Genomic DNA, 26,910 nt, shown 5'->3' with positions numbered 1-26,910 from the left:
AATGGTCTTGTTATACATCATACTAATACCCATGTTGGGCGCTTTGCTTTCCTGGCTGCTGGCAGCCAGGAGCACAGCGCTCTGCCGCTGGATAGCGCTGGTAAGCCTGTTGGGCAGCCTGGCGCTGGTAGCCGGCATATGGGTAATCAGCGCCGCCGGTAATGTTCCCCCTGATCGCTGGCTGTATAACTGGCAGCAGCCCTGGATACCGCATTTCGGCATTAGCCTGCACCTGGCTGTTGACGGGTTAAGCCTGGTGATGCTGGCGCTTACCTTTTTACTGGGCGCTTTATCCGTGCTTATATCGTGGCGTGAAATAACCTTCCGGGTAGGGTTCTTCCATTTTAACCTGCTGTTTGTAATAGCCGGCATTGCCGGTGTTTTCCTTACCATGGACCTGTTCCTGTTCTACTTTTTCTGGGAGGTGATGTTAATACCCATGTACTTTCTGATAGGCATATGGGGGCATGAACGGCGCGAATATGCGGCCTATAAATTTTTCATTTTTACCCAGGCCGGCGGATTGCTGATGCTGCTGGCTATACTGGGCTTGTACTTTACCCATGCCGCTAACACCGGCGTATATACGTTCGATTATTTTTACCTGCTGAACACCCCTATGCAGCGCGCTACCGCGCAATGGCTGATGCTGGGTTTCCTGGCAGCCTTTATGGTAAAACTGCCGGCCATTCCTTTTCATACCTGGCTGCCGGATGCGCACACCGAAGCCCCCACGGCCGGCAGCGTAATACTGGCCGGGCTATTATTAAAAACGGGGGCATATGGCATCCTGCGTTTTGTGTTACCCCTTTTTCCGGCAGTGGCTCAGGGCTTTGCACCCTGGGCCATGCTGCTGGGCGTGGCCGGTATACTGTACGGCGGACAGCTGGCCTATTCGCAGCCCGATCTGAAACGGCTGATTGCCTATACCAGCGTAAGCCATATGGGCTTTGTGCTGCTGGGGGCTTTTGCTTTTAACGAGCTGGCCTACAAAGGCGTGGTAATGCAGATGATTGCGCACGGCATCAGCACCGGCGCATTGTTCATAATAGCGGGCTTGCTGTATGAACGCATGCACACCCGGGCACTGGCCCGCATGGGCGGCTTATGGACCGCCATGCCGGCTATGGGCACGGTAACCATGGTGTTTGTAATGGCGTCGCTGGGCTTACCCGGGCTGGGAAATTTTGTAGCGGAGTTTTTGATATTGCTGGGCAGCTGGCAGGCCAGCCAGGTGTTTACCATACTGGCCACCATTGGCCTGGTAATAGCCACCGTGTACTCACTGCGCATTATGCAAAAGGTATTCTTCGGGCAAACGGAAAGGCAGTATGCGCTGCCTGACCTGCGCCTGCGGGAATGGCTGATTGTTACGCCGCTGATAGCTGTGATACTTTTCCTGGGCGTTTACCCGCAGCCGGTGATAAAGACAATTACGAATTACGAATTGCGAATTACGGGGCCCGAAGCGACTACCAGCCCGGATGCGAATAATACGCGGGCAGCACCGGTAACGGATTCGTTATTTGTAATTAAATAATAAAAGTAAGCGCCGGCTATAAGAAACGGGACGCTGCCGAAGATAGTGCTCACCTGCACGAACGTTCGCAGCATTTAATTATTCACCATCCTATCTAAATTTCAAAGGCGTTCATGAACGCTTCGCGTTTCGTAATTCATAATTGACAAATTCGTAATTCCCAACTGTGTTATTATGACATTCAATGATCTCCTTGCTCTCGGTCCTTTATTCAATATCTGCGGTGCAGCCGTATTGTGTATGCTGTTGGTAGCCATCTGGCGCAATCACCGGCTGGTGTATTTTGTAACGCTGGCGGCTTACGCGCTGGCGCTGATGTCGGTAGTGCCTGTTGCCAGGCTGCTGCCGCATATCATAGCGCCCCTGGTGGTAATAGATATGTTTGCGCTGTTCAACAGCGGCGCCATTGTAGGCTCGGGGCTGATCATTGTGCTGTTATCCTACGACTATTTTGAAGAGCGGGAAGAAAGGAAGGAAGAATATTACCTGCTGCTGTTGCTGGCTACGGCCGGTGCGCTGGTGCTGGTGATCAGCCGGCATTTTATGTCGTTTTTCCTGGGGCTGGAAATGCTCAGCATCAGCCTGTACGGCCTTATTGCCTACCTGCGGGCGCGCCAGCGCTCGGACGAAGCGGGTATTAAATACCTGATACTGGCAGCGCTGTCCTCTGCCTTTTTATTGTTTGGAATGGCATTGGTGTACGGCTTTACCGGGCATATGGATTTTCCCGGCATAGGCGCCTACCTGCGCCAGGCCGGTACTTTTCCGCTGCCGGTGATAGCCGGTTTCGGGCTTATGCTTATAGGCATCGGGTTTAAGCTGGGCATAGTGCCTTTTCATATGTGGGCGCCGGATATTTATGAAGGCGCGCCGCTGCCGGTAGCTGCGTTTGTAGCTACTATTTCCAAAGGCGGCGTGCTGGTGGTGCTGATCCGCTTTTACCAGGATATTGGCGGGCGCGATTATAACATGCTGTGGTGGATCATGGCTATTATTGCCAGCGCCTCTATGTTTGTGGGTAACTGGCTGGCCCTTACCCAGCAGAACATCAAACGTATGCTGGCCTATTCATCCATTGCGCACCTGGGCTATTTGCTGGTGGCCTTCCTGAGCGGCGCGCAGTCGGGGCTGGAAGCCATTGCCTTTTACCTGGTTGCTTATTTCCCGACCAGCATTGGCGCTTTTGGCGTGCTCATAGTAATGAGCAGCAGCGTGCAGGACGCGGAAACAGTAGCCGATTACCGGGGCCTGTTCTGGCGCTATCCCTGGGTGGCGCTGGTGTTTACCGTAATGCTGCTATCCCTGGCCGGCATTCCGCTTACGGCCGGTTTTATAGGCAAGTTCTATATTGTAATGGCAGGGGCCGACGGCCATCATTGGCTGCTGTTGCTGATGCTGGTGATCAACAGCGTAATTGGCTTATATTATTACATGCGGGTAGTAACGGCCATGTTCCGCACCACTGAAACGGATAAACGTATATTCATTAAGCCTTCCCTGCCGCTGGCAGGCAACATTACCCTGGGGATGCTGGTGGTGCTGCTGCTGGGTTTGGGCGTATACCCCACCGCTATGATGCAGCTGATACAGCAAATGATGCAGCTGATAAAATAATGCAAATGTGCAGATATGGAGATGTGCAGATGAAAATGTGTGCGAATAGGAAGGTGTGCAAATGCAAATTCAGGTGTAAATGAATTGATGCATTGCGTTGTATAAAATGTGAATGTGCAAATGGGAATAATAGCAGATCATTCATCTGCACATCAGCGCCGCGCCCTGTATGCTACGGGCAAACCTATCATTACAATAATAATGGCCATGCCTGAAAGCGCAGGCGCCCAGCGCAGGGGCGCCTGCGGAAAATTGGAGAGGGGCAGCACGGCCAGGTTCATTACCAGCCATACCACTGTACCGAATAATACGCCGCTCAGCACCCATTGTTTATGTAAAAAGGGCAGGCGGGGGTACAACAGGTAATACACTGTTGTAACTATCAGCGCAATGGCATAATGGAAAACAAGGCCGGTGAGGGCCATGGCTATGCCGCCTGTAAAGGCCCGCATGCCAAATACGCCGCTGGCAACGCCCTGTAGCAGCCGCACCGGGGTAACTTTGCCCATAATAAATGCATACACGATAATAGCGGTAAGGATGTCTAAAGTACCGGCTATTAAACCGGTGCGTAAAACAGCATTTACGCGGGATGCTACAGAATACGCTGACATACAATTGTTCGTTTGTTTAAAACATGGTTCCCGTTTAACGATAGATATGTATAACTATTGTTGTAACCTTTTGTGGCGGAAGGAGCCGGGACATACGTTTTGGCTGAATTCACATCAAATGTAAACAGGAAGCGAAAAGGGCTGTTGTAAAATCAGCAGGGGAGGTTTCAGCGGCTATATACAGTATACAGCAACGGCAGAAAGGCATTGGTAGGTTGCAAACCGCCGGTGGTTGGTTGTAAACGGTTACTGCTCCAGCACCCGCATTACCAGCTCTTTATAGCTGCGGCCAATGGGAATGCACTTGCCATTGATCTCCACATCTGTTGCAGTAAAGGCGTCTATCTTTTCTTTAGATACAATAAAGGAACGGTGCACCCGCAGGAAGTTGTTCCTGGCCAGCAGCTCCTCTATCTGCCCCAGCTGGAATTTGGTAAGAATGGTTTTGTCCCGCGTAACAATGCGGATGTATTCTTTCAGGCTTTCGATGTACAGGATTTCATCCAGGTACACCTTTACCATTTTTTTGCTTACGTTAAAGAACAGGTATTGCCTTTCAGGCGCTGCTGCGCCGGCAGCCGGTGGAAAAGCATTTACGGGCTTCTTTACTTTATTTACCGCCATCAGGAAGCGGCTGAACTCAATAGGTTTCAGCAGGTAATCTACCACATTCAGCTCATAGCCCTGCAGGGCGTACTCCTGGTAAGCAGTGGTAATAATAATCTGCGGCGGCGCTGAAAGCGCTTTTACAAAATCCATTCCCTTGAGCTTGGGCAAATGAATATCCAGGAACACTACATCTATCTTTTCTTTTTGCAGTATTTCCATGGCATAAATAGCGTCGCTGCAAATGCCCTGCAGCTGCAGGAAAGGCACCTGCTGAATATAATCGCTCAGTACTTCGGCGGCCAGGGGCTCGTCTTCTACAATAAGACAGCTATATTTTTGCATGGCTATCCAGGTTTATGGTAAGGTGTACTTTAAAGCGGCTGTGCTGGTCGGCTACATCCAGCCGGTAATCTTTATACATCAGCTCCAGCTGGCGGCGCACATTCCCTAACCCTATGTTATCCGTTACCGGTTGTATGCTGCCGTTCTCCTTGGTATTTTCTATCAGGAAGGTAAGGCGGCTTTGCCGCAGGCTGATATGAATATAGATAAAAGAGTCAAAGCGCGACTCGCTAACGCCATGCTTAAATGCGTTCTCCACAAAAGGCAGCAGCAGCAAAGGCGCTATGGGGCAGGCGCCGTTATCAATATCCTTTTCAAAGGTAATGGTAAGCCGTTCGTCATAGCGGATCTTTTCCAGCTCCAGGTAATCATCCAGCATTTTTATTTCTTCGGCTACTGTTATAAAAGGCTTGCCGGTTTCATACAGCATAAAGCGCAGCAGCTTGGAAAGCTTCATTACAATTTCCGCCGTGAGGTCCGATTTCTTGCGGGCCAGCACATAAATATTATTTAACGTATTGAATAAAAAGTGCGGGTTGGTTTGGTTGCGCAGGAACTTAAGCTCCGTTTCCAGTTTTTCTTTTACCAGGTTCTTTTCCCGTTCTTTGCTGGTAAGCTGTTTGCGCAGCAGGTGCAGGGTAACGGCAGTGCCGCCCACAAATCCAAAATCCATAACAGCTACCAGCAGGCTGCTGGGATTGAACAGGGGCGAACGTGTTAACATGCCGCTGTACACATGCGGGTACACGAAATAATAAAAAGCGGCCCGGTACAGCACAATTACAACGGCCAGCAGCACCACTATCTTGATGGTTTCTACCCATATGCGGGCGCCTTCCAGTATTCTGTCTACAAATACGCCCAGCAGGAAATATACAAACACCATTTTGGGAATGCCTGCCGCAATGGCGGCCTGCAGCGCCATTACAAAACGTTTGTCTTCCGGCACCTGCGATATGGCAGGGCCTACCCACAGGAATTCCAGTAAAGAGTCCTGCAGCAGGTACACTACCCAGAATAAAATATGCAGTAACAACCGGCTCATGCGATTTCAAAAATCGTAAAAAAGGCGGTTATTACTGCATAAACGTATGAAAAACCATTACCGAAGGACGAAAACACTGAACGGATGTGCCAACAGACAAAAGTGTTGGAATGTGCAGATGTGCAGATATGCAAATGTGCAGATGAATGCCTGGCTATGAGCCATTGGCACACCTGCACATTTACACATTATTCAAATATGCACATCTGCATCTTATATGCACATTTCTGTATTCGCACACTTATCATCTGCACATCTGCACATTTGCATATCTGCACATTTAATCGATCAGCTCCATTTCCCTGAGCCTGGCGGCAGCTTCCAGCACCATGGTGCCGCTTAGCTGCGTGGTAAGGTCAGGATTGGTGAGTATGCTGGTCCAGTTGGTGCTGAACAGCACCTCCGGGCGGGCAGTACCCTGCAGCCACAGGGTTTCTGCATTCAGCTGCAGGAAGTTGGCAAACTTCGTTTTGTCTGTGCTGTTCAGGTCACCGTCGGTGATCAGCAGCATCAGGTAGCGTACCAGTATGCCTTTGAAAAGGCCACCGTCGCCCTGGCCTTCATCCTTCAGGATGTTGTTTTTGGTAAAGTCGCCGCCCAGGGAGTTGTTGGCTGTACGCAGCGCATCGTTTATATACGCCTGCTCGCCGGTTAGCTTATACAGCTCCACTGCTGCACCTATGAACACGCCCTGGTTATAGGTGAACTTCCAGTCTTTGTTTACCTGGCCGCTGCCATCCTGGTTAATGCCATCGTATACCAGGCCGGAGGCCGGATCGGTGAGCGTGGTTTTTTCCCACTGGTATATTTTTTTAGCCCAGTCAAGATCCGCAGGGTCCTGCGTTACGCCGTACATGCGGGCGGCAATAATGGCTGCGGGCGCATTGGCGGGCGTATTTTTGTAGTTCTTTGACTTGTCTTTATTCCAGTGAATGCCGCCGCCCCATACATCGTCCCAGCCGCCTTTAATATCACTCCACAGCTCCTGGGCCACGGTTTTGAAACGGTTGTCGCCGGTGGCTTCATAAGCGCGCAGGCAGGCAAGCGCCATCCACTCCATATCATCATAAAAATGATTGATGTAGGTGTTGCCGTTCTTGGCCTTTACGCCGTCCAGCAGGTCGGTCATACGGGTTTTAATGTCGGCGTTGTTCGTACGCAGGTAACCGTCTGTAAGCACATCCAGCGCGTGGGCCTGGGGCCAGTAGTTAAAGGTAAGGTCGCCGGCGTTGTTCTTATTGAAATACTTTTCATTGCTGTTATAGAAATTACCAACAAGCGATGCCTGCGCAGAGTCGGTAATAGCCGTCCAGTCGAACTTATAGGTGGCTTTGCCTGCACCGGGGCCGGGACCGTCATCCACAGGCTCCTTCAGGCAGGAAACCCAGGTAACGGACAACAGCAGCATGCAGGGCGCCAGCAAACGTTGTAATGAGATCATGAGCTTGTTTTAAATGTTTTTGAAACGCGCTTTACAGCACAATCACTTCATGCGTATAAGGCTTATCTGTATAGAAATACACTTTCACATCACAGGCATTGGTATCTACTTCCGTCATAAACTTATAGCAGTAGTTCCACTGGTCGTTATTGGCAATGGGATAAAGCTGCCAGAAACTGAGCGGTGTGGCGGCGGTAGGACGGGAGTTGTCGGCATTGGAGCTGCCCATCCATTCCTCACCGGTAGTGCCGTCTGCCGCCTTCACATTCATGCGGAACTTGTAGCGCTCATCGCGGCCCCATGACTCCTGTTTAAAAGTAATTACCTGGTTGCTGGCTACAAAGGTGCCGTTGCCTGCATAGGTAAGATCAAACAGTATTTTGTTATCCGGCGCAAACCACAGCCCCATACCGGTTATCTCCGTTACGGTAGCGGTAGTGTTGTTAAAGTCGAGCCGTATGCGGTACACCTTGGTGCCGGTTTGTGTGCTTTCCCCGCCTTCTTTCAGCACTGCGCCGTCTAAAGAATAGGTGGCGGGCGTGCCGCTGTTGTGGTCTACAAACTTGTAGGTACCGTCTTTCAGCGAAGTGTAAATTTCAAATACGCCGGCGGTGATGCTTTTCATGTGCAGGGCTTTGGAAAGATCGTCGCCGCCTTCGGTGGCGCTGCCGGTCAGGAATACATCCACGGGTATTTCCGCAAAGCCGTTGGGCCGTTCTACTTCCAGGGTACGGGTTTCCGCAGCCTTTTGTACGTTATAGCCTTTGGCGGCCAGCACGGTCCATTTAATTTTACCGGTTCCCAGTGCAGGTATGCCGGCATTGTTGGCAATGCTGTTCAGGTCTTTGTGGGAGAGGGTAAGCTTGTTTTGCACGCCGCCGCCATCGGAAGTGTATTTGGCAATGGGCTGTGAAAAATCGCCGTCTTCTTTGTCAAAGGCTACTTCATACAGCACCAGGGAGCCGTCTTCCGCGCGGGCCTGGTCCCACTCAAAGCTAACAGTGGCGCTGGTGGCGGGCTGCAGCTTCACAAATTTATTGTCGGCCGGTGCGCTCAGGTGCTCTACCGGTTTAATATTGGTGTTCAGTTTGTAATCGTCCTTTTTGCAGCTGCCCAGGAACAGGGAAGTTACGATGGGCAATGCGGCGGTTATAACAGCTAAACGTTTAAGCATATACGGGAATTTTAAGATCGTTAATAGTTTTACCATCCCTGGTTTTGTGACAGATTTTTGTTTTGATCGCGTTCAAATGTGGGCACCGGCCACAGGTAGTGCTTTGGATTTGTGAAGGTGCGGGTAGCCACAATGATATAGCCATTGGGATCCTTATTGAAAGCACCGGAGGTAACTTTTATGCCCCTTACCGGTTTGCTCAGCACCTGGTCGGCAATTTTCCAGCGGCGGATGTCGTACACACGCAGCCCTTCAAAGGCCAGCTCGGAACGCCGTTCGCGGCGTACAATTGTACGCAGCTGGTCCTGGGTCCAGGCGGCGTTAAATTCCGTGGCGCCGGCATCGGTAAAGCCGGCCCGTACGCGCAGCGCGCGGATGGTGTTGTTCCATACGCCGGCATCCAGCTGTCCCAGCTCGTTCTTGGCTTCTGCATACATCAGCAATACATCGGCGTAGCGGATGAGGATGAGGTTCAGGCCCGACTGGTAATTGGTGGCGGTACGGTCGTAGTATTTATAAAAATAGTAACCGGTAGGAGAGGCGCCCTGGTCGTCCACGGTATTGGTGGCCGGGTCAGAGCCGGGCTGTGTGAGAATGGTTTGCACCGCGCCGTTAAAGTCGGTTACCGTAGAGCCGTGATGCAGGATGGTGGCGTTAAAGCGGGGATCGCGGTTGCTGTACGGATCGCTCTCGCTGTAGCCCGAGCCGGTTTCTTTAATGCCTTTGCCATTCAGCATAATGTAATCATCTACCAGGTCCTGCGTGGGTACCAGCACGCTTCTGAGCAGGGCTACGGTTTGCGGCATAAAGCTGCGCAGCACATCGTAGGTGCGGCCGCCGCCGTACTGCAGGTCCAGTATCACTTCCTTGTTATACTCATTGCCTACGGTAAAAATGCCGGCGTAGTTGTCCATGAGGCCATAGGCGCCGTTGTCTGTTTTGTTGATCAGCTGCTCGCAGTCGTTCACAACATCCTGCCACTGCCCGTTGTACAAATGCACGCGGGCGCTCAGGGCAATAGCGGCGCCACGGGTAACGCGGCCTTTGTCCTTATCGGCATAGCCGCCGGTACCGGAATAGTTATTTACCGGCAGGTCGGCGCGGATCGCATTCAGCTCGCTGAGCACAAACTGCAGCACGGTATTTTTATCGGTGCGTGCAATTGTGCGGGAGTCGTCTATAGAGATCACATTGGTGAAAAAAGGCACATCGCCGTACCAGGTGGCCAGCTGAAAGTAGGCGTAGGCGCGGATAAAACGCGCTTCCGCTGTGATGCGATGCTTTACGGTGCTGTCCAGCGCCGGTACCTTGTCAATGTTTTCCGTTAAAGTATTACAACGGCGAATGGTGGTGTAATAATAGCTCCAGGTGTCGGTTACGCGCCCATTGGAGGGATCATACCCGCCGTTTGCAATGGCTGTTACGTTCTGGAAGCCGGTGCCGTTTACATAGGCATCGTCGCTCAGGCCATTATCGCCAAAGAAATAATCTGTTTTGGATAAATGCTCGTAGCAGGCAGAGAGGGCGTCCAGCGCATCCTGCTCATTACGCCAGTAGGCCGTTTCCGTAAAGTCGCGCGTAATAGGCTGGTCCAGCTTCCGGCAGGAAAACAGCCCAATTGCGCAAAGTGCTATGATGAGTGTTTTTTTCATTGATTTTTGTTTTTGTACCTACATCAGAATTTCACATCCACCCCAACCGCAAACGTAGCGGCATTGGGATAGTTACGTCCGGCAATCGGGTTGTAGTTTGAAAAATTCAGCTTGTCATCAAACTGTGTGAACTCAGGATCCATTCCCAGCTCGCGGAAACGTTTAGGCATAATAGTGATCAGGTTCTGGCCGGTAAAGTAAATACGGGCGCTCTCAATATTAACCGTTTGCGTTACTGCTTTTGGCAGGGTGTAGCCTAACTGCAGGTTTTTGAGGCGCAGGTATTTGGTGTCAAACATCCAGTAATCGGAGTAAGCGAAATTGTTGGCATCTGCGGTACCAATGGTCAGGCGCGGATAAGTGGCGTCCGGGTTGGTGGGCGTCCAGCGATCCAGGTGCTGCACAAAGGCGTGGTCTTCGTTATTATGGAAAGCTTCCACAATATCGCCGCGCAGGAACTGGGAGCGCTTGCCCACACCCTGCCAGAACATGTTCAGGTCAAACCCGTGCCAGGTAACGTTGTAGGTAAAGCCAAATGTATAACGTGGGAAAGGATTGCCAAAAACATAGCGGTCGTCTGCGTCTATTACGCCATCGCCGTTACGGTCTACATACCGGATGTCGCCGGGCATTACCTGCTGGTTGTAGGCAAACGGCACTTTAGGCGCGTTCTTGATATCGTCCAGGTTCTGGTAAAGGCCGTTAGACTTATAACCGTAATAAGAGGAGATGGGGAAGCCTTCCTTAATAATGTAAGAGAAGTCGGAGCCGCGGATCGACTCCTGGCCAAAGGCTACCACCTTATTCAGGTTATCCGCCAGGTTAAAGCCAAAGGCATGGTTAAACTTGCCGGTGGTGAGGCGGTAGGTTAATGCCAGCTCCCAGCCCTTGTTGTTTACCTTACCCACGTTTTCCAGCGGGGCCGCGGTACCGGCGGTGCCGGGCACGGTTTGGAACAGGTATATGCCGGAAGTATTTTTGTTAAAATAGTCAAAGGAGGCGGTAAGCGCACCTTTGAAGAAATCCGCATCTATACCGTAGTTGGTCATGGCCGAAATTTCCCACTGCAGCAGGTCGTTATAGGTGCTGAAGGTGGCGCCGGTTACCGGGCTGTTGTTAAAGGAATAATAACCCTGGTTCAGCGTTACCCGCGCCAGGTAGTTAAAGCCGCCGATGTTGGAGTTACCCACCTGTCCGTAAGAGAAGCGGAATTTCACATTGCCGATATTATCCTTTACATACTGCATAAAATCTTCTTCGGTGATACGCCAGCCCAGTGAGAAGGCCGGGAAGAACTGCCAGCGGTGGCCGGGGGCCAGCTTGGAAGAGCCGTCGTAACGCCAGGTGAACTCTGCCAGGTAACGGTCGTTATACGCGTAGTTCAAACGGCCGAACAGGGAGTTAAGCGCATACAGGTTGGGGTTCACAATATCATTGTAATCCCCTATGCTGCCATAGTCAAAAGTGCCGTCGGGCTTGGGGCGGTAGCCGCCGCCAATGGCCCAGTCGTTATCCAGGTTAGTGGTGCCGAAACGGTCGGCGCGCAGGCCGTACCCTTCGTTAATAGCATCGCTGCGGGCGCCTACCTGGGCTTTTACGTAATGCTTGTCAAAAGTGTTCTCATACTCGGCAGTGGCATACACGTTGGTGCTTAAGTCTTTGAAGTCCCGGCTGTGCAGCTCATCGTACTGCGGCGGTGCGGCCGTAGTGTAGTAAGGCGCGTAGGTGAATGTATTAATGCGGCTTATTTCGTTATTGATGTTGTACACGCCGGAGGCGTTAAAGTTCAGCTTGAAGTGGTTAATGGGCGTAATGGTTACATCAATACCGCCCATCAGGTTATCCTGCTCGTTCATTTTATAGCCGCCTTCCGCCAGCTGCGCAAATATGCTGTTGCTGGTAAGGGAAGGCACCACCCAGTTGCCCAGGGAGTCTTTTACGGGATAAATGCGGGGAACGCGCATGGCGTCGCGCATCATAATGCCCATATCAAACGGGTGGGTGCGGGTGTATGATTTGGTGTAGGCCAGGTTGGCGGCCACCTTTACATACTTGCTAACGTCTATGCCTATATTGGCGCGCGCATTATAGCGTTTGTAATAGAACTTCTGGTCGCTTGGCAGCCAGGAGTTCTGCAGCATATTGCCCTGGTTAACATAGCCCAGGGAAATCAGGTAGCTGCTGCTTTTGCCGCCGCCGGTCACGCTCAGGCTGTGGTTCTGCTGCGGCGTGGTGTTGCGTATCAGCTCATGCAGCATGGCCGGGTACGAGCCGCGGTTATGCCAGTACTGTATTTCGTCGGAGGAGAACTGCGGCGTTTTACCGGAGTTTACCAGCGCCTCATTTTTCATGGTCATGTACTGCCAGGCTTCTACCTGCCGGGGCAGGGTAGTAGGCGTTTGCAGGCCGTACATACCGTTGTACTGTACGCTGGGCTTCTCATCTTTCTTACCTCTTTTGGTAGTGATGTATATCACGCCATTGGCGGCCTGTGAGCCGTAGATGGCGGAAGATGCGGCATCCTTCAGCACGGAAATGCTTTCCACATCGTACGGGTTCAGGTTCTGCAAGCCAGTGCTGCCTGCCTGTACACCATCTATAATAACCAGCGGCGCATTGCCGGTTAAGCTGCCCACCCCACGGATATTCAGGTTGAGCGCAGCGCCGGGTTCCGCGGTGTTCTGCTGTATGGTAAGGTTAGGCGCCAGCCCCTGTAATGCCTGGAACATGTTGGCAGCCGGGCGGCTGGTAATGTCTTTGGTAGCCACAGTGCTGATGGCGGCTGTTACCTGCGCTTTCTTTTGCGTAGTGTAAGCTGTTACCACAATCTCGCCCAGGTCTTTTGACTCGGCGTCCAGTATTACGTTAATGCTGGTACGGCTGTTGATCCCCACTTCCTTTGTAACGAAGCCAATGGACGAGCATACCAAGGTACCATTGGCTTGCCCACTGGGGATCTTTAGCGTAAAAAAACCGTCTTCCCTCGTAGTGGTACCGGTGCTGGTATTTTTCAGGCGAACGTTTACGCCGGGAATGCCGTCGCCTTTTTCATCCAGCACATAGCCGCTGATGGTAACGGTTTCCTGCTGCCGGAATTCGGCGGCCGGCTCGGTGCCCTGGCGCAGTATGATCTTATTGCTGATAAGCTCATAGCTTACGTTCAACGGCGAAAGCAGCATGGGCAGCACTTCCGACAGCTGCTTATCCTTTACATCCAGGCTTACGCGCTGCGCGGTTTTAATAATGTCGTTTGAGTACACAAATACATAGGAGGTCTGCTGCTCAATTTTTTCGAGCACCTGATCCAGGTTTTCATTTTTCACCTGCAGGCTAATGCGGCTGCTCAGCGGATTACTGCCTGTAGTTTTTACCTGCTGCATGCCACCCGGAGGCGGCATGCCATATGCAAGCGCAACCTGTGCTTTAAGGTCCAGCATGCTCAGTAAAGCCATGCAAATGACAATTGGAAAGCACCATGAACGGAAAGCGGACAAAAGGGAACCTTGTAGAGGTCTTTCTTTCATAGCGTGGATCTTTGGTTTAAATAATGAACAATTGTTTTCTTTGGTTTATTACTCACTGATTAAAAGTGTGCTGTCGGTAATCTCATAATGGAAGGCCCTTGACCTGGCCAGGTAATACATGATATCCTGCAATGAGTTGTGCTGGAAAGAGCCGGTAAGGCGGTATTGGCGCGGCGCATCGGAGAGAAATGCTACTTTCTTTCCAAAGGTGCGTTCCAGCTCTGCGCCAATAGCTTCGAGCGTGGCATTCTTGAAAACCAGGCGCCCTTCTGTCCAGGCCCTGTCGTCGGCGCTGGTGGTGGCTTCTTTTACTACCTTGCCGGTGTTTTGCGCATAGGTGACTTTTACATCCGGCGTAATCAAAAAGGTATCGGGCCTGCGCTGGTTGTTTTCATACAAGGGAATGAACGCCACCTTTCCGGTAGTTACGGATGTTTGCACCGGCTCATTCTCATACGCGCGTATGTTAAAAGAGGTGCCCAGCACCTGTATGGTGCCTTTACGCAGGTGAATGATGAAAGGCCGGCGGGTATCATTGGCTACGTCAAAAAATGCTTCGCCTTCGAGATACACTTCGCGGGAGGTGTTGGCAAATACTTCGGGATAGTTAAGTCGGCTGTCGGCATTCAGCCATATTTTACTGCCGTCCGTCAGCTCTATCACTGCTTTGGTGGCTTTGCCGTTCTGCCGTTTCATCCACTGGGCGGTATCTGGCAGCACGGCGGCTATTTGCTTCACCGGCCGCGCGCGTTGCCGTGTACCGGTTATGTAAAGCACCAGTACTACGGCGGCGGCTGCGGCCGATCCGATGAGCAGGGTACGCAGCAATGCCCTGCGCCTGCGCCGCGCGGCAACGGGCGCCTGTACGGCAACAGGTTGTTCCGGGAGCTGCAGCTTTTGCAGTGTGCGTTGCAGGGCCTGTTCCGTATTGGAGGATGAATAATAATGCGATTCCGTAAAATGTTTTTGCAGGATGGCAGCACGCTCCCGTAACGCTGCATGTGCCTGCAACAGGGCTTCCAGTTCCTGCAGTTCCTGCGCCGTGGCTTCGCCTGCCAGTTTCCTGGAGATGAGTAAAACAAATAATTCGTCGTTCATAAGTTGGAGCTGTTGTAATGGAGAGGACAGGTTGAAAAAGGTGAATTACTTACAAGGGAAAAATTTTTTTTCCGCCTTCCCTGTTATTGGGCAGGTAAGGGCCTATTGCTTCATTCAGGCGGCGCATGGCGCGCACCAGCTGTGTTTCCACGGTGCGTGGCGATATGTTCAGGATCTCCGCCACCTCCTTATACTTGAAGCCTTCTTCCTTTATGAGCTTAAAAACTTTGCGGCACTGGTCAGGCAGGCGGTCTACCTCCTGGTCCATTTTAAACAGCAGCTCTTTCCACTCCATTTCCCGTTCGGGATCTACAGGGCTGGTAAGCTGCGATAAGCCGTTATCTGTAAGTGGTGTAACACGTAAGTTGGAGTATTGCTGTAAATAGTTCAGCGAGTGGTTTTTGATAGCCACAAAAAGATACACTTCCAGGTTGTGAACGCCCTCCAGGGCTTCCCGGCGGTTCCAAACCTTTACAAATACGTCGGACACGATTTCTTCGGCGGCTTCGCGGGCCTGTACATATTGCAGGCAAAACCGCAGCAGCCGGTCATAAAAATGCCGGAACAGCTCCGCGAAAGCCTGCTCATTTCCGTAACGTGCAATCTGATGCTGCCACTCTGTAATATTCACATTGTTCATAGCGCGCGCGGGATGATAGAAACGTAGATTTTCCCCCTTTTACCATATAGGACAGAGATTTCCGGAAAAATACGTACAAAGAGGGAGAAAATAATTACGAATTATCAATTAGGAATTACGAATTGAATGCAGCGAAGGAGGGGGAGTGGCAGGAAGGGCAGGCAGTTACCAATTACGAATTACGAATTGAGTGCAGCGGAAAAGGGCCTTCTGTACTGGAATATCTGTTGAAACAAGAATTGGCAGGGTGATAAAAGGCAATAAAAAAGTCCTGCATTCAAAATGCAGGACTTTGGTTGAAATGAACCCACGAATGGCGGTAAGTGCATTCATATTAAACGAGCGATTTATTACGGGCTGAGAACGGCGGTAAGCAGCCTGTAATATATTATCCCACTTATTGCCGGCAACCACCGGCTGATTAAGAACCTATAATGCTATAAACCGGGTAATCTCTCTGTTAACATTCACTTCACTATCCTTCAAATGCACTTCCCGCTACTAAGAACAGACCCGCTCTACGGCCACACCCCATTCGTAATTCGTAATTCGTAATTGACTCAGTTTCCCGCGCGCTGCAGCTCGTTTGTATTGCCGGTTTGGCGTTCCCGGGCAGCTTTAATATTGCTGTTGCCAAAACGGTAGCTGATGGAAACCGTGTACACCGGCGAGTTCCAGGTATTGTGGATGCGCGTGTCTACATTCTGGTACTGCGCATATCCCAGGAACTCGTTGCCGCGGCGTATCAGGTTGGCGGCGTTGAGCTTCACCGTAAGGTTTTTACGCATCAGCTGCTTTTGCAGGCCCAGGTTTATATCGTACTGCGCTTTGCCCCTGAATATGCCTTCTATAAAGGGAGAAGAGTAGTAGCCGCCTACCTCGGCCTTCATATCATAGGGCAGGGTAAAGGTGTTGGTGGTGTTAAAATAGCAGGCCAGCTTGTTGGTTTGCACATTCAGGCCATAGGTTTGCAGGTCGTACGAGATGTAATACATATTCAGCGTATTGCTGGTATTCCACCATTTGGTAACGTCAAAGGGCAGCGTAAGCGTCAGGTTGTAATTCTTCCGGTTGTTGTAGTTCACGTTGGTGCTCAGGGTAATCTTGGTGCTGTCGTTCTGGGTCAGTATTTCATCAATTACATCCCGGGTATAGGAATAGCCCAGGGTGAGAATATACTTTTGCTTAAAGGTGTACGACAGCTCTGTATTGTCCGTGTACTCGGGCCTCAGGTAGGGGTTACCCTGGGCATAGGTATACTTATCCAGGAAAAACAGGAAGGGGTTTAACCCGTTGTAACCCGGGCGGTCAATACGGCGGGAATAGGACAGACCGATTTTGTGATCTTCACTTAATTTATAGTCGGTGGCCAGGCTGGGGAAGAAGTCGAGATAGCTGCGCTTTATCTTGCTGCCCAGGCTTATGGAGTGGCCTTCAGAAATGGTTTTTTCCAGGCGCAGGCCGGCCTGCACATCCCACTTGCGCCATTGCAGCTTGTAGGTGCTGTAGGCGGCCAGTATATTCTCTTTATAAATAAAGCGGTCGCTCTGGGAGGGGGCATACACATATTCCTTGCCTTTCAGCGAGTCGTAGCGAAGCCCATTATCCGTTTCCACAAAGCTGGCTTTTACGCCGGCCTCTATTTTGGATTGTTTGTTCAGGGGCAGCACCAGGTCGGCCTTAATGCTTTTAATGGTTACGGTGGTATTGCCCTGGTTGCGGATGGCGTGCGGGTCGCGCACCGTTTCCTGGTGCCGGTCGTACAGGCTGTCGTACAGGTTCAGGCGGCGGTTGTTCTTAAACCGGGCATAATCCGCATCCATGCTGATCTCTGTACCGCTGGTATCAAGCTGCCCTTTATAGTTCAGGTTCACGGCCACATTATTGAAATGATTATTGTTGGTGGTAAGGGTGTTCAGCACAGAGTCTACCTCTCCGGTTTGTTTGCCTATATCGGTAGCGCTGTAAATGCTGTTGCGGAAAGCGTTGTTATACCCGTTTACCAGCACGCCTATGGTGTGCTGCTTGCTGATGAAGTAGTCCACACCGGCTTTATAGGTGCTGTTCGTAAACTGGTTGCGCTGGAAAATATCCTGGAAAAACAGCATGGGATCATCGGGCGTATTAATATTACGCCATAGCTGCCGCAGGGTAAAAAAGCGGCGGTTGCCATTGTTGTAATTGCCAAACAGGTTGAATTTGGTGGTGCGCCAGTTAATATTGCCGCCTCCATTGAAATTAGGATAAAAGCCCTGGCCCATGCTGGCATTAAGGGTGCCGTTAACGCCGGTGAGCTGTCCTTTTTTGGTTTTAATGTTAATGATGCCGCTGTTGCCGGCCGCGTCGTACTTGGCGCCCGGGGTGGTGATGATCTCTATCTGCGAAATGGTTTCGGCAGGCGTGCTTTTCAGCAGGTTAGCCAGCTGGTCGCCGGAAAGGTAAGTGAGCTTGCCGTCTATCATTACCGTTACGCCCTGGTTGCCTTTTATTACAACGTTGTCATCTTTATCTACGGTAACACCGGGCGCTTTGCGCAGCAGGTCCAGCGCGTTCTGCCCTGCGGAAGATACGCTGCTTTCCACGTTCAGCGTGGTTTTGCCGGCGCTGTGCTCAATAAAGGGTTTTTGTGCGGTTACATTAATGGCCTGCAGCTCCCTGGTTTGTTTTGTAAGTATAATAGCGGGTAAGGAAAGGGCCGGGTGATTAGCATCAATGGTGAAGGCCTTGCTGGTGGTGGGGGCGTAGCCCATGAGCGTACACTGTATATAGTAATGACCGTAAGGTATATTGTTAATGGTGCAGTTGCCCTGTTCATCACTCAGCTCGCCTTTTACCAGTATGCTGTCCTTTACGTTGCGTACAAGCACGTTGGCAAAACCCATGGGCTGGCGGTTGGGGTCTGTGATGCGGGTTGTTATTTTCCCTTGTTTAACGGTTTGGGCCCATGCGCTCAGTGTAAAGAGCATAAAAAGCCCTGTAATACTAATCCTGTTCATATTACCAGATTGGCCCGCTGCTGCGACGGAACAGCGGCGGCATGAAATATTTAATATTTATTGACGGTTTTAGAAAATGCCTACAGTTCAGCTATTGCGGCATGCATTATTGCGGCATGCGCTGTTGTTTTGTTTTGGGTGTATGAAAAACTGCTGTATGCCGGAGGTAACCAGGTAAAAAGGCACCATGTCGGGGCGCAGCTCTACTTTATCCACATCAGATGACTTTGCAAGGCGGTTTCCCCAGCTGCATAATGCCAGCACGATCACACAGAACATTAGGAGGAGGATGACCTTTTTCATTTTTTATTACTGCTTTATTCTAAAGACGAGCAAGATAAAGAAAGGTTGCACGCGGAAATATAAAATGTGACGTAATGCACAATTTACGGGACGCACGCACTCATTTACAATAAGTTACAGCCAGGGGGTGTGGGTGAGCGGCAGTGTTTTACTTTAAAATTCTTTGTACGGTCGTATGTGAGCGCTGCTCCAGTAAAATGGTTTTGCCATTGCACAGCTCATCCAGCAGCCCATCCTGGTAATAGCGCATGGTAAGCAATTGCAGTGATTCGTTGTACGATAGCTTAAAATCCTGGTGCATGGCCTTTATGAGCAGCTCTATCTTTTCCGGGTTATTATCAATACAGCAGGAAAAGCTGATGGCTGCATTCTGCATAAGATTGATTTTTATTTTAAGGCCGTGGAATATGTCATATATATCACTGATCTTATCTTCCGTGATAAAAGCATAGTCGCGGGAAGTAACCGTAATAAGCACCTGGTTCTGCTTCAGCACAATAATAGGCGGCAGCTGCGTATGGTCTGCTTCTTCCTTTATAACAGTGCCGGGAAGGTCTTTGTTCAGGAACGATTTTACATATAGCGGTATCTGCTTGTTTTGCAGGGGCTTTATGGTTTTGGGGTGAATAACCTGCGCCCCGTAGTAGGCCATTTCAATTACTTCGCTGTAGCTGATCTCGGGTATGTTAATGGTGTTGGGAAACAGCTTGGGATCGGCATTTTTGAGCCCTTCCACATCTTTCCAGATGGTTTGGCTTTCGGCGTCGAGCATGTTGGCAAAAACAGCAGCGGAGTAGTCGCTGCCTTCGCGGCCCAGCGTTACGCTTTCATTCTGGTCTGTGCTGCCGATAAAGCCCTGGGCTATTACTATGTTGGTGGTATTGAACAGGGGCAGCACCTTTTCGGTAACATTGCGCTGTGTAGCTGCCCAGTCGATATTGGCATCGCGGAAATTATCATCGGTGCGGAAAACATCGCGTACATCTATCCAGGTGTTCTGGATGCCGGATTGGTTAAACCAGGCGCTTACAATGGCGGTGCTCAGCAGCTCGCCCAGGCCCACCAGCTGGTCGTAATAGTAATCAAAGGTGCGCAGGGGCTTTTCGCCCAACGTCCATTCCGCCTCTGTAAAAAACTGCTGCAGCTGCTGAAATACGGGATGCTCGCGGTTGCCCAGCAGGGCAGCGGCAGTTTCCATATGGGCCTGCTCTATATTATATAAAAGCTGTGCGGCTATTTCCCTTTTCCGCAAAAAGAAGTTCTGGGCCACCTTCTCCAGCTCGTTGGTTGTTTTGCCCATGGCAGATATAACAATCAGCAGCTTGTCATCCGGGAACGACTGCACAATGGCGCCTACTTTATGTATACGTTCAATACTTTCTAAACTTGCTCCGCCAAACTTGAAAACCTTCATAAGGTAAAATGTCTTCTGTTAAAAAAAGTTCCGGCAAATTACGGCAACTTTGAAATTGTTTTAAAATATGTTTGGCAGGAAATGACAGTTCCGTTAAAATAGAACTATTTTAGTTTATATTCGTTAATACCCAAAAAATCAATAACCATATGAACAGCAAGCAAAAGGTGATGACCTTAGATGAATTTACCATCCAGGAGCTCAGGAATTACCCCGGCGCTACGGGCCAGCTATCGGGGTTATTACGCGATATAGGCCTGGCCGCCAAACGGGTGAATGTAGAAGTGAACAAGGCCGGTATTGCCGATATACTGGGCGAAGTAGGAAAAACCAACGTACAGGGCGAGTCTGTAAAAAAGCTGGATGAATTTGCCAACGACCAGTTCATCAACTCCCTTCAAACCAGCATTTACTGCTGCGGCATGGCATCTGAGGAAAATGAAACCTTTATTGCGTTTGACGATGAGCATTCCAGGAACTCAAAATATGTTGTTTTGCTGGATCCCCTGGACGGCTCCAGTAATATAGATGTAAACGTTTCCATAGGCACCATCTTTTCCGTGTACCGGCGTTTAAGCCCGCTGGGCAGCCGTTGCGAGCTGGAAGATTTTCTGCAGCCGGGCACCCAGCAGATAGCGGCCGGGTATATTATTTACGGCTCGTCCACCATGCTGGTGTACGCCACGCGCCGCAGCGTGCAGGGCTTTACGCTGGACCCCTCCATAGGAGAGTTCTGCCTGTCGCACCCCAACCTCAAATGCCCCGCTGAAAGCGATATTTTTTCGGTGAACATCGGGTACTACTATATGTATGAAAACAGCATCCGCGCGGCCATTGACCACTTCCTGGCCCGTAACGAGCGCGATAAGCTGTACCGCCACCGCTTTGTGGGCTGCATGGTAGCGGAAATACACCGTACGCTTATACAGGGCGGCATTTTCATGTACCCGGCTTTCGGCAAGTATTCCTCCGGCCGTTTACGGCTGTGCTATGAGTGCAACCCCATGTCGTTCATCATGGAAAAAGCCGGCGGCGTATCTATGGCAAACGGGCGGCAACGCCTGCTGGAGCTGAAGCCCGCGCAGCTGCACCAGCGCGTGCCCATTTTCATAGGCTCTAAATCCATGATGGAAACCTGGCAGAAAATTGTAACCAACTATCGCCCCCAGGCGCATCATTAAATTGTATTATAAATTAAAAATAGGTACAATACTTGCTAAACCTGTGTCGTTTTAAATGGTCTAAGGTTAGTTCCTTTATTCAATTATTACTAAACATATGGTTATCAGCAAACGACACAAGATTGTACTATTATTTTTCTCTTTTTTCCTGAGTATGCAGGCGTGGGCCTGCCACCGCAGCGCTATTGGGGCCGACAGCACCGTGGCGGAAAAGCGCATGGACGAGCAGATCCTGTATTACACCAATAAGTTCCGCAAATCGCAGGGCAAACCGCCCCTGCAGCTGGTAGACATCATCAGCCGGGAAGCCCTGGACCATAGCCAGGATATGGCTAAAGGCCGCACCGGCTTCGGGCACGAAGGCTTTGAGGAAAGGGTAGATCATGTTGGCAAAAAAATAGGCCGTGTGGCTGCCGCCGCTGAAAATGTGGCCTATGGTAACCTGGATGCTGAAGGCGTGGTGAACGGCTGGATCAAAAGCCCGGGCCACCGCCGCAATATGCTGGGCGACTATAACCTTATTGGTATTGGCGCTGCCCGCGGAAAGGGCAACATCATCTTTTTCACCCAGGTGTTTATTAAGCATTAGCCGGTAGCGTTACCGCTATCTGATTATAGCCGCAGGTTGTAAACGTTGTACAGCCTGCGGCTTTTGTTTGGCGTAAGGCATTCCGCGCAAAGCCCTAAAACGCCCTTTCACCGGCCAGGCGCCCCTGTTCGCCGCTATTTTTTAATTTTTGCCGTTTGCCTGTTACCTTTGATGCATGGAAAAGAGAACGATCATTACCGTAAAGGACCTGGTAAAGCAGTACGGCGATTTTACTGCGGTTAAAGGCATCAGCTTTGAAGTATATGAAAACGAGATATTCGGCCTGCTGGGGCCTAACGGCGCCGGCAAGTCCTCTACGCTGGAGATCATAGAAACCCTGCGGGATAAAACATCGGGCCAGGTAACGGTAGACGGTATGGACCTGGACGCTAACCCCGAAGGCATTAAAAAGATCATAGGCGTACAGCTGCAAAGTTCTGGCTATTACCCTAACCTGAACCTTACAGAGCTGGTAGCCTTGTTCAGCGGCCTGTATAACCAGCCGGTAGATGCCAGAGAGCTGCTGCGGCGCTTTAACCTGGAAGACAAAGCCGCCGCCAAATACAAGGAGCTTTCCGGCGGACAGAAACAGCGCTTTTCCATAGCCACCACGCTTATCAATAAACCCAAGATCATTTTCCTGGACGAGCCCACCACCGGCCTGGACCCCCAGGCCCGCCGGAACCTGTGGGAGCTGATACAGCAGGTGCGCGCCCAGGGCACCACGGTAGTGATCACCACCCATTATATGGATGAAGCCGAGTTCCTGTGCGACCGCTGCGCCATTGTAGACCGCGGCCAGATCATTGCCCTCGACTCTCCCGATGCTTTAATAGACAACCTGGTAGCCAGCGGCTTTGAACGTAAAAAGGAAGTGAAGCAGGCTAACCTGGAAGATGTGTTCCTGCATTTAACGGGAAGGGCGCTACGGGAAGAGTAGGAGTCAATTACGAATTGAGAGGCGGTGGGCACGCAAATAATGTTGGCTATGAAAGGCATTGTTATAATAGTTAGCTGTGAGTGAGTTTTGGCCTGTACAGATCCTTAATTATCCGCATTCATAATAATTTTCAAAGGCACTTTCCAAAAGCGGAACAAACAATGCTCCGCTTTGCGGAGTCGTAATTCAAAAATTCATCATTATGCTCGAACAGCTCCAATATCCCATCGGCCGGTTTGAAGCGCCTATGCTTATTAAGTCCGATGACCTGAAAATTTATATCAACGACATCCGTTATTTCCCCTCCCTTATTGAGCTGGCCGTACAGGACCTGGACGCCTGGCAGCTGAACACCCCATACCGCCCCGGCGGCTGGACGGTGATGCAGGTGGTGCACCATGTGGCCGATAGCCATATGAACGCCCTCATCCGCTTTAAGTTGGCCCTTACAGAAGACAACCCTGTTATAAAACCCTACGACGAAGGCGCCTGGGCCAGGCTGGGCGATGTGGAACGTACGCCCATAAATGTATCTATTACCCTTTTGCACGCCTTACATACCCGTTGGGTGAACCTCATGGAGAGTATGACGCCCGAAGACTGGGAGCGCACTTTTGTACATCCCGAACATAATAAAACCTTTAACCTTAAAACCATTGCGGCGCACTATGCCTGGCATGGCAAACACCACCTGGCGCACATTGAAAGGCTGAAAGAGCGCAATTTTGATGCGGAATAACAGTTCCGGGCTGCCCATACCGGCGGCCACTGTGCTGAGGCTGCGGTGCTTTATTAGTAAACTTCAAATTATCTGGTTATGGCTTCGTTAGACTGGAAACTGCTGCATTCCGAGTACTTATACCGGGATGAATGGCTGACTGCGCGTAAAGACCGCTGCATCACTCCTGCGGGTAAAATAGTAGACCCTTATTATGTACTGGAATATCCCGGCTGGGTAAATGCCCTGGCTATCGGGGAAGACGGGCGCGCGATCATGGTAAGGCAGTATCGCCAGGGTTTTGGGCAAACTTTGCTGGAAATACCCGGCGGCGCCATGGACCCTGAAGATGCATCACCGGAAGTGGCCGTACGCCGCGAGCTGCTCGAAGAAACCGGGCATACTTTTGACAACGTGGTTTACCTGGGCGAAACATGTCCCAATGCGGCCTCCAGCAATAATGTAATGCATATGTTCCTGGCTAGCGGCGGTAAACTGGTGCAGGAGCAGCAGCTGGACCAGAATGAGGAAATAGAGATCGTGTACCTTACGCTGGAAGAGGTGAAGCAGCTTATACTGAACAACGGTATTAAGCAAAGCCTGCACGTTACCTGTGTTATGTATGCGCTGCTGCATATGCAGCAGATGAAAATGCTGTAATGCTTACATGGCTTCTGATACGATGAAGAAGCTGCCGCATACCAGTATCATATCGTCTTTATGGGCGTGTTGTTTGGCTGCCTGCAGGGCTTCCTGCACAGTGGCATAGGCGCGCCCTTTAAGACCGTGTGCAGCCGCCATTTCGGCCAGGGTTTGCTCATCCAGCGCGCGCGGCAGCTGCGCTTTACAAAAGTAATAGGTGGCTGCGGGTGGAAACAGGGCCAGCACCGCATCTACCGCCTTATCTTTTACAAAGCCGGTTACTATATGCAGCTGCTGGTACTTTGTATGCCGCAGCTGCTGTATAATTTCTGTAATACCCGCTTCGTTATGCCCTACATCCATTACCAGCAGCGGGTTTTCGCCCATTACTTCCCAGCGGCCCCGCAGCCCCGTGAGCTTTTTTACGTGTAACAGGCCCTCGTGCAGGGCTGTTTCCGGGATGCTCCATCCCTGGTGCTGCAATACTTTTATGGCGCTGAGCACCGTCATAATATTCTTTTCCTGGTATTGCCCGCTGAGGCCCAGGGTAATATGCTTTACCTGCTGCTGTTGATGGTGCAGCAGCTGCATTTGCAGGCCGGCGCCGGGGTGCGCGGGGTTCAGCCTGCTCTCCTGCACCAGCCACTCCTGGTCGGCAAAGTGAATGGGCGCCTGCATTTCAGCCGCTTTTTGGATAAATACGGATTGTACGGCGGGTTGTGTTTCACCTATTACTACCGGCACGCCATGTTTGATAATGCCGGCTTTTTCTGCGGCTATTTCAGGCAGGGTGTTGCCCAGTATGTGCATATGGTCATAGCTGATGTTGGTAATGATGCTCAGCTCTGGGGTAATAACATTCGTACTGTCCAGCCGCCCGCCCAGGCCCACTTCTATTACGGCCACATTTACCTGCTCCAGGGCAAAGTAATGGAACGCCATGGCTACTGTAACTTCAAAAAAAGATGGCTCAATGGTGGTAATGGCGCCCTGGATTTGCTGTACAAATTCCACCACAAAATTCTCCGGCACCATTTGCCCGTTTACCCGTATACGTTCCCTGAAGTCCTGCAGGTGCGGCGATGTATACAGGCCGGTTTTGTAACCTGCCTGCTGCAGCACAGCGGCCAGCATATGGCTCGTAGAGCCTTTGCCGTTAGTACCGGCTATGTGTATGGATTTGAATTTATGCTGCGGGTTATCCAGCAGGTTACACAGCGCCATAGTGTTGTGCAGGTCGTTTTTCAGGGCGGCTGCGCCTAGCCGTGTAAACATGGGCAGGTGCCGGTAAAGATAGTCAACGGTTTGCTGGTAGTTCATAAAAGCTTGTATTACGGAAATGCCATTCTGTAATGCAAACTTCGATAAAAAAACGGAATGAAGATATTTTATCCTCAGTTGGGCGGGCAGGATACCTGTTTCAGCTGGTTGCCGTAACGGCCGCCGCGGCTTTCACCGCCTTTCAGGCGGATCAGTGGTACGCGCAGGGCTATAAACCCGTCGGCGCGGTTAATGGTAGAGCGAAACAGGTTGGTAATAATACTGGCAGAGCCTATTACCAGCGGGCCGGCGCGCAGGCCTATGCCGGCGTTTGCCTGCCCGAAGCGGTTTATCACCAAAGGCAGGTAAGCGCCGAAGTTGCGTATATCAAAGTGCGGGGTTACCTGCAGCTGTGTTACCACGTAATTCTTGCTGTCGTCTTTTGTGCCGGTTAAAAGCCCTACTACTGCATTGGCGCTGATGAAAAAGCGTCCGTCGATATTATAATCGCCGGAGAGGTGCACGGCAGCAGGGGTAGCCATAAAAAATCCGTCGTAAGTAGGAACCGGGGTAAAGTAGTCGCGTACGCGGCGGTAATAACGCTGCCAGCCTTCGTTCTTTTTGTATTTAAGCGAGTCGGGGCTGATATGGTCGATAGTGAGGTCCACGTCTGAACTGGCCGGCGCCTTCTTGTAAAAGATACCGCCAATATCAGTAACGGAGGCTCCTATACGTAATTTATAAGTGCTGGCGTCGGGGTTCCAGGCATCAGCATCGTAGTCGGCAAAACCATCGCCGCCGTCGGGCCGCCATTCGTATATAACGCCCAGGTCCAGCCCTACGCCGGGGTTTCCAAACAGCTTAAAGTTTTTGTAATCCGGTTTTTCCCAGTTGTCTACCGCTTCACTATAGCCCACTCTCAGCGTACCGCGGCTAATAGTGGCATCCCGCCGGGTGTTCATAACAAAAGTGGCATCGTCTACCGCGCCGTAACCGGCGGCAATGCCGCTCAGGTATTTAATGGTAACGCCGGCTTTCCACCGGTTTTCGCCGTCGTCTTTAATAACGCGGGCATAGCTGAAGCCAAACTCGTTCCACGATTGGCCGGCAACGCTTGCATAATCAATGTTATAGTTACGGCCTGTGTAGCGCGGGTTGGGAAAATCAATACCAAAAAAGTTGGCCACCGGTGTTTCCACATTGCCGGCATTACCTACGCCGCGTATGCGCCAGGTAAAGGCAACCGACTGCCTTTCGTCAATGGAATATAATACGGAAGGCATCATTATTTCACCAATGCCCCAGCCATATTGTTTACGGGAGGCGCTGGTGTCCAGGAAGTAATCACGGTTGCGTACATACGATTCGGGCTGGTGCAGTAAAGCCGATTTGGTGAAGCTGGCGTAGGTATTTCCCGCTCTCACATCTGCCCCAATAATATTTACATCCCATTTATAACGGGTGCCTGCGGCAGCTGCTGGGTTCGTGGACACCCCATAAATGCCGGCGTAATTACTTGTATGAAAGCCTGCAAACGACTGGGCTTCTGCTAATTGGCATAGCAATAGCAACCC

Annotated in this window: 21 protein-coding genes; 7 read left to right on the top strand and 14 right to left on the bottom strand. The window is 51.0% G+C overall.

Translation table 11 applies throughout. From position 1 onward, the window contains the following. The first annotated feature begins 1 nt into the window (after nt 1). Both VFS25_RS24520 and VFS25_RS24515 read left to right on the top strand, forming a co-directional pair. Nucleotides 2–1,540 carry an NADH-quinone oxidoreductase subunit M gene (locus tag VFS25_RS24520; protein ID WP_326464826.1) on the top strand — a complete coding sequence of 513 codons (1,539 nt, stop codon included), beginning with the start codon at nt 2–4 and terminating at the stop codon, nt 1,538–1,540. Nucleotides 1,541–1,714: 174 nt separating this feature from the next. Beyond that, nucleotides 1,715–3,154, top strand: coding sequence for an NADH-quinone oxidoreductase subunit N (locus VFS25_RS24515; protein WP_326464825.1), 1,440 nt, complete (start codon nt 1,715–1,717; stop codon nt 3,152–3,154). Nucleotides 3,155–3,306: 152 nt separating this feature from the next. Here VFS25_RS24515 and VFS25_RS24510 read toward each other — a convergent pair whose 3' ends face one another. From VFS25_RS24510 to VFS25_RS24455, 12 genes are all read right to left on the bottom strand, one after another. Beyond that, nucleotides 3,307–3,768, bottom strand: a complete 462-nt coding sequence (locus VFS25_RS24510) for a hypothetical protein (protein WP_326464824.1) — start codon at nt 3,766–3,768, stop codon at nt 3,307–3,309. Between the two features lie 246 nt (nt 3,769–4,014). Continuing rightward, nucleotides 4,015–4,719 carry a response regulator transcription factor gene (locus tag VFS25_RS24505; protein WP_326464823.1) on the bottom strand — a complete coding sequence of 235 codons (705 nt, stop codon included), beginning with the start codon at nt 4,717–4,719 and terminating at the stop codon, nt 4,015–4,017. Further along, entirely contained in the window at nt 4,706–5,764 is a 1,059-nt protein-coding gene (locus VFS25_RS24500) for a sensor histidine kinase (RefSeq protein WP_326464822.1), read from the bottom strand. The genes VFS25_RS24505 and VFS25_RS24500 overlap by 14 nt, the downstream gene beginning before the upstream one ends. Nucleotides 5,765–6,044: 280 nt before the next feature. Further along, nucleotides 6,045–7,205 (bottom strand): glycoside hydrolase family 76 protein, encoded by a 1,161-nt coding sequence (locus VFS25_RS24495; protein ID WP_326464821.1) that lies wholly within the window; start codon nt 7,203–7,205, stop codon nt 6,045–6,047. 31 nt (nt 7,206–7,236) lie between these two features. After that, nucleotides 7,237–8,379: a SusE domain-containing protein gene (locus VFS25_RS24490; RefSeq protein WP_326464820.1), complete on the bottom strand. Its 1,143-nt coding sequence runs from the start codon at nt 8,377–8,379 to the stop codon at nt 7,237–7,239. A 29-nt stretch (nt 8,380–8,408) separates the two neighbouring features. Next, the gene (locus tag VFS25_RS24485) at nt 8,409–10,031 is read right to left on the bottom strand and encodes a RagB/SusD family nutrient uptake outer membrane protein (protein ID WP_326464819.1); all 1,623 of its coding nucleotides are present in this window, start codon (nt 10,029–10,031) and stop codon (nt 8,409–8,411) included. A 23-nt stretch (nt 10,032–10,054) separates the two neighbouring features. Then, nucleotides 10,055–13,483, bottom strand: a complete 3,429-nt coding sequence (locus VFS25_RS24480; protein WP_326464818.1) for a TonB-dependent receptor — start codon at nt 13,481–13,483, stop codon at nt 10,055–10,057. A 120-nt stretch (nt 13,484–13,603) separates the two neighbouring features. Then, entirely contained in the window at nt 13,604–14,653 is a 1,050-nt protein-coding gene (locus tag VFS25_RS24475; protein WP_326464817.1) for a FecR domain-containing protein, read from the bottom strand. 49 nt (nt 14,654–14,702) lie between these two features. Further along, a complete protein-coding gene (locus VFS25_RS24470; protein WP_326464816.1) occupies nt 14,703–15,293 on the bottom strand; it encodes an RNA polymerase sigma-70 factor in 591 nt (196 codons plus the stop codon). A 560-nt stretch (nt 15,294–15,853) separates the two neighbouring features. After that, nucleotides 15,854–18,259: a TonB-dependent receptor gene (locus VFS25_RS24465; protein WP_326464815.1), complete on the bottom strand. Its 2,406-nt coding sequence runs from the start codon at nt 18,257–18,259 to the stop codon at nt 15,854–15,856. Nucleotides 18,260–18,376: 117 nt separating this feature from the next. Further along, the gene (locus VFS25_RS24460) at nt 18,377–18,568 is read right to left on the bottom strand and encodes a hypothetical protein (RefSeq protein ID WP_326464814.1); all 192 of its coding nucleotides are present in this window, start codon (nt 18,566–18,568) and stop codon (nt 18,377–18,379) included. Nucleotides 18,569–18,740: 172 nt separating this feature from the next. Then, on the bottom strand, nt 18,741–20,006 hold the full coding sequence (locus VFS25_RS24455) for an aspartate kinase (RefSeq protein ID WP_326464813.1): 1,266 nt from the start codon (nt 20,004–20,006) through the stop codon (nt 18,741–18,743). Between the two features lie 149 nt (nt 20,007–20,155). Between VFS25_RS24455 and fbp the strand changes: the two genes are divergently transcribed. The 5 genes from fbp to VFS25_RS24430 all read left to right on the top strand — a co-directional run bounded on the left by fbp (nt 20,156) and on the right by VFS25_RS24430 (nt 24,094). After that, nucleotides 20,156–21,187: a class 1 fructose-bisphosphatase gene (gene fbp, locus VFS25_RS24450; protein ID WP_326464812.1), complete on the top strand. Its 1,032-nt coding sequence runs from the start codon at nt 20,156–20,158 to the stop codon at nt 21,185–21,187. Nucleotides 21,188–21,284: 97 nt separating this feature from the next. Next, complete coding sequence (locus VFS25_RS24445) at nt 21,285–21,776, top strand: CAP domain-containing protein (protein WP_326464811.1); 492 nt, start codon at nt 21,285–21,287, stop codon at nt 21,774–21,776. A gap of 175 nt (nt 21,777–21,951) precedes the next feature. After that, complete coding sequence (locus VFS25_RS24440; RefSeq protein WP_326464810.1) at nt 21,952–22,716, top strand: ABC transporter ATP-binding protein; 765 nt, start codon at nt 21,952–21,954, stop codon at nt 22,714–22,716. A gap of 202 nt (nt 22,717–22,918) precedes the next feature. Then, on the top strand, nt 22,919–23,455 hold the full coding sequence (locus tag VFS25_RS24435) for a YfiT family bacillithiol transferase (RefSeq protein WP_326464809.1): 537 nt from the start codon (nt 22,919–22,921) through the stop codon (nt 23,453–23,455). A gap of 78 nt (nt 23,456–23,533) precedes the next feature. Continuing rightward, a complete protein-coding gene (locus tag VFS25_RS24430) occupies nt 23,534–24,094 on the top strand; it encodes an NUDIX hydrolase (protein ID WP_326464808.1) in 561 nt (186 codons plus the stop codon). 3 nt (nt 24,095–24,097) lie between these two features. On the opposite strand, the gene VFS25_RS24425 is transcribed toward VFS25_RS24430, so the two are convergent. Next, complete coding sequence (locus VFS25_RS24425; RefSeq protein WP_326464807.1) at nt 24,098–25,396, bottom strand: folylpolyglutamate synthase/dihydrofolate synthase family protein; 1,299 nt, start codon at nt 25,394–25,396, stop codon at nt 24,098–24,100. A 74-nt stretch (nt 25,397–25,470) separates the two neighbouring features. Continuing rightward, a complete protein-coding gene (locus VFS25_RS24420; RefSeq protein WP_326464806.1) occupies nt 25,471–26,829 on the bottom strand; it encodes a DUF5723 family protein in 1,359 nt (452 codons plus the stop codon). Nucleotides 26,830–26,910 lie beyond the last annotated feature (81 nt).

The organism is Chitinophaga sp. (genome assembly GCF_035761305.1).
Taxonomy (GTDB): Bacteria; Bacteroidota; Bacteroidia; order Chitinophagales; family Chitinophagaceae; genus Chitinophaga.
The sequence above is the reverse complement of the archived record's forward strand: the minus strand, read 5'-3'. Positions and strand labels throughout refer to the sequence as shown.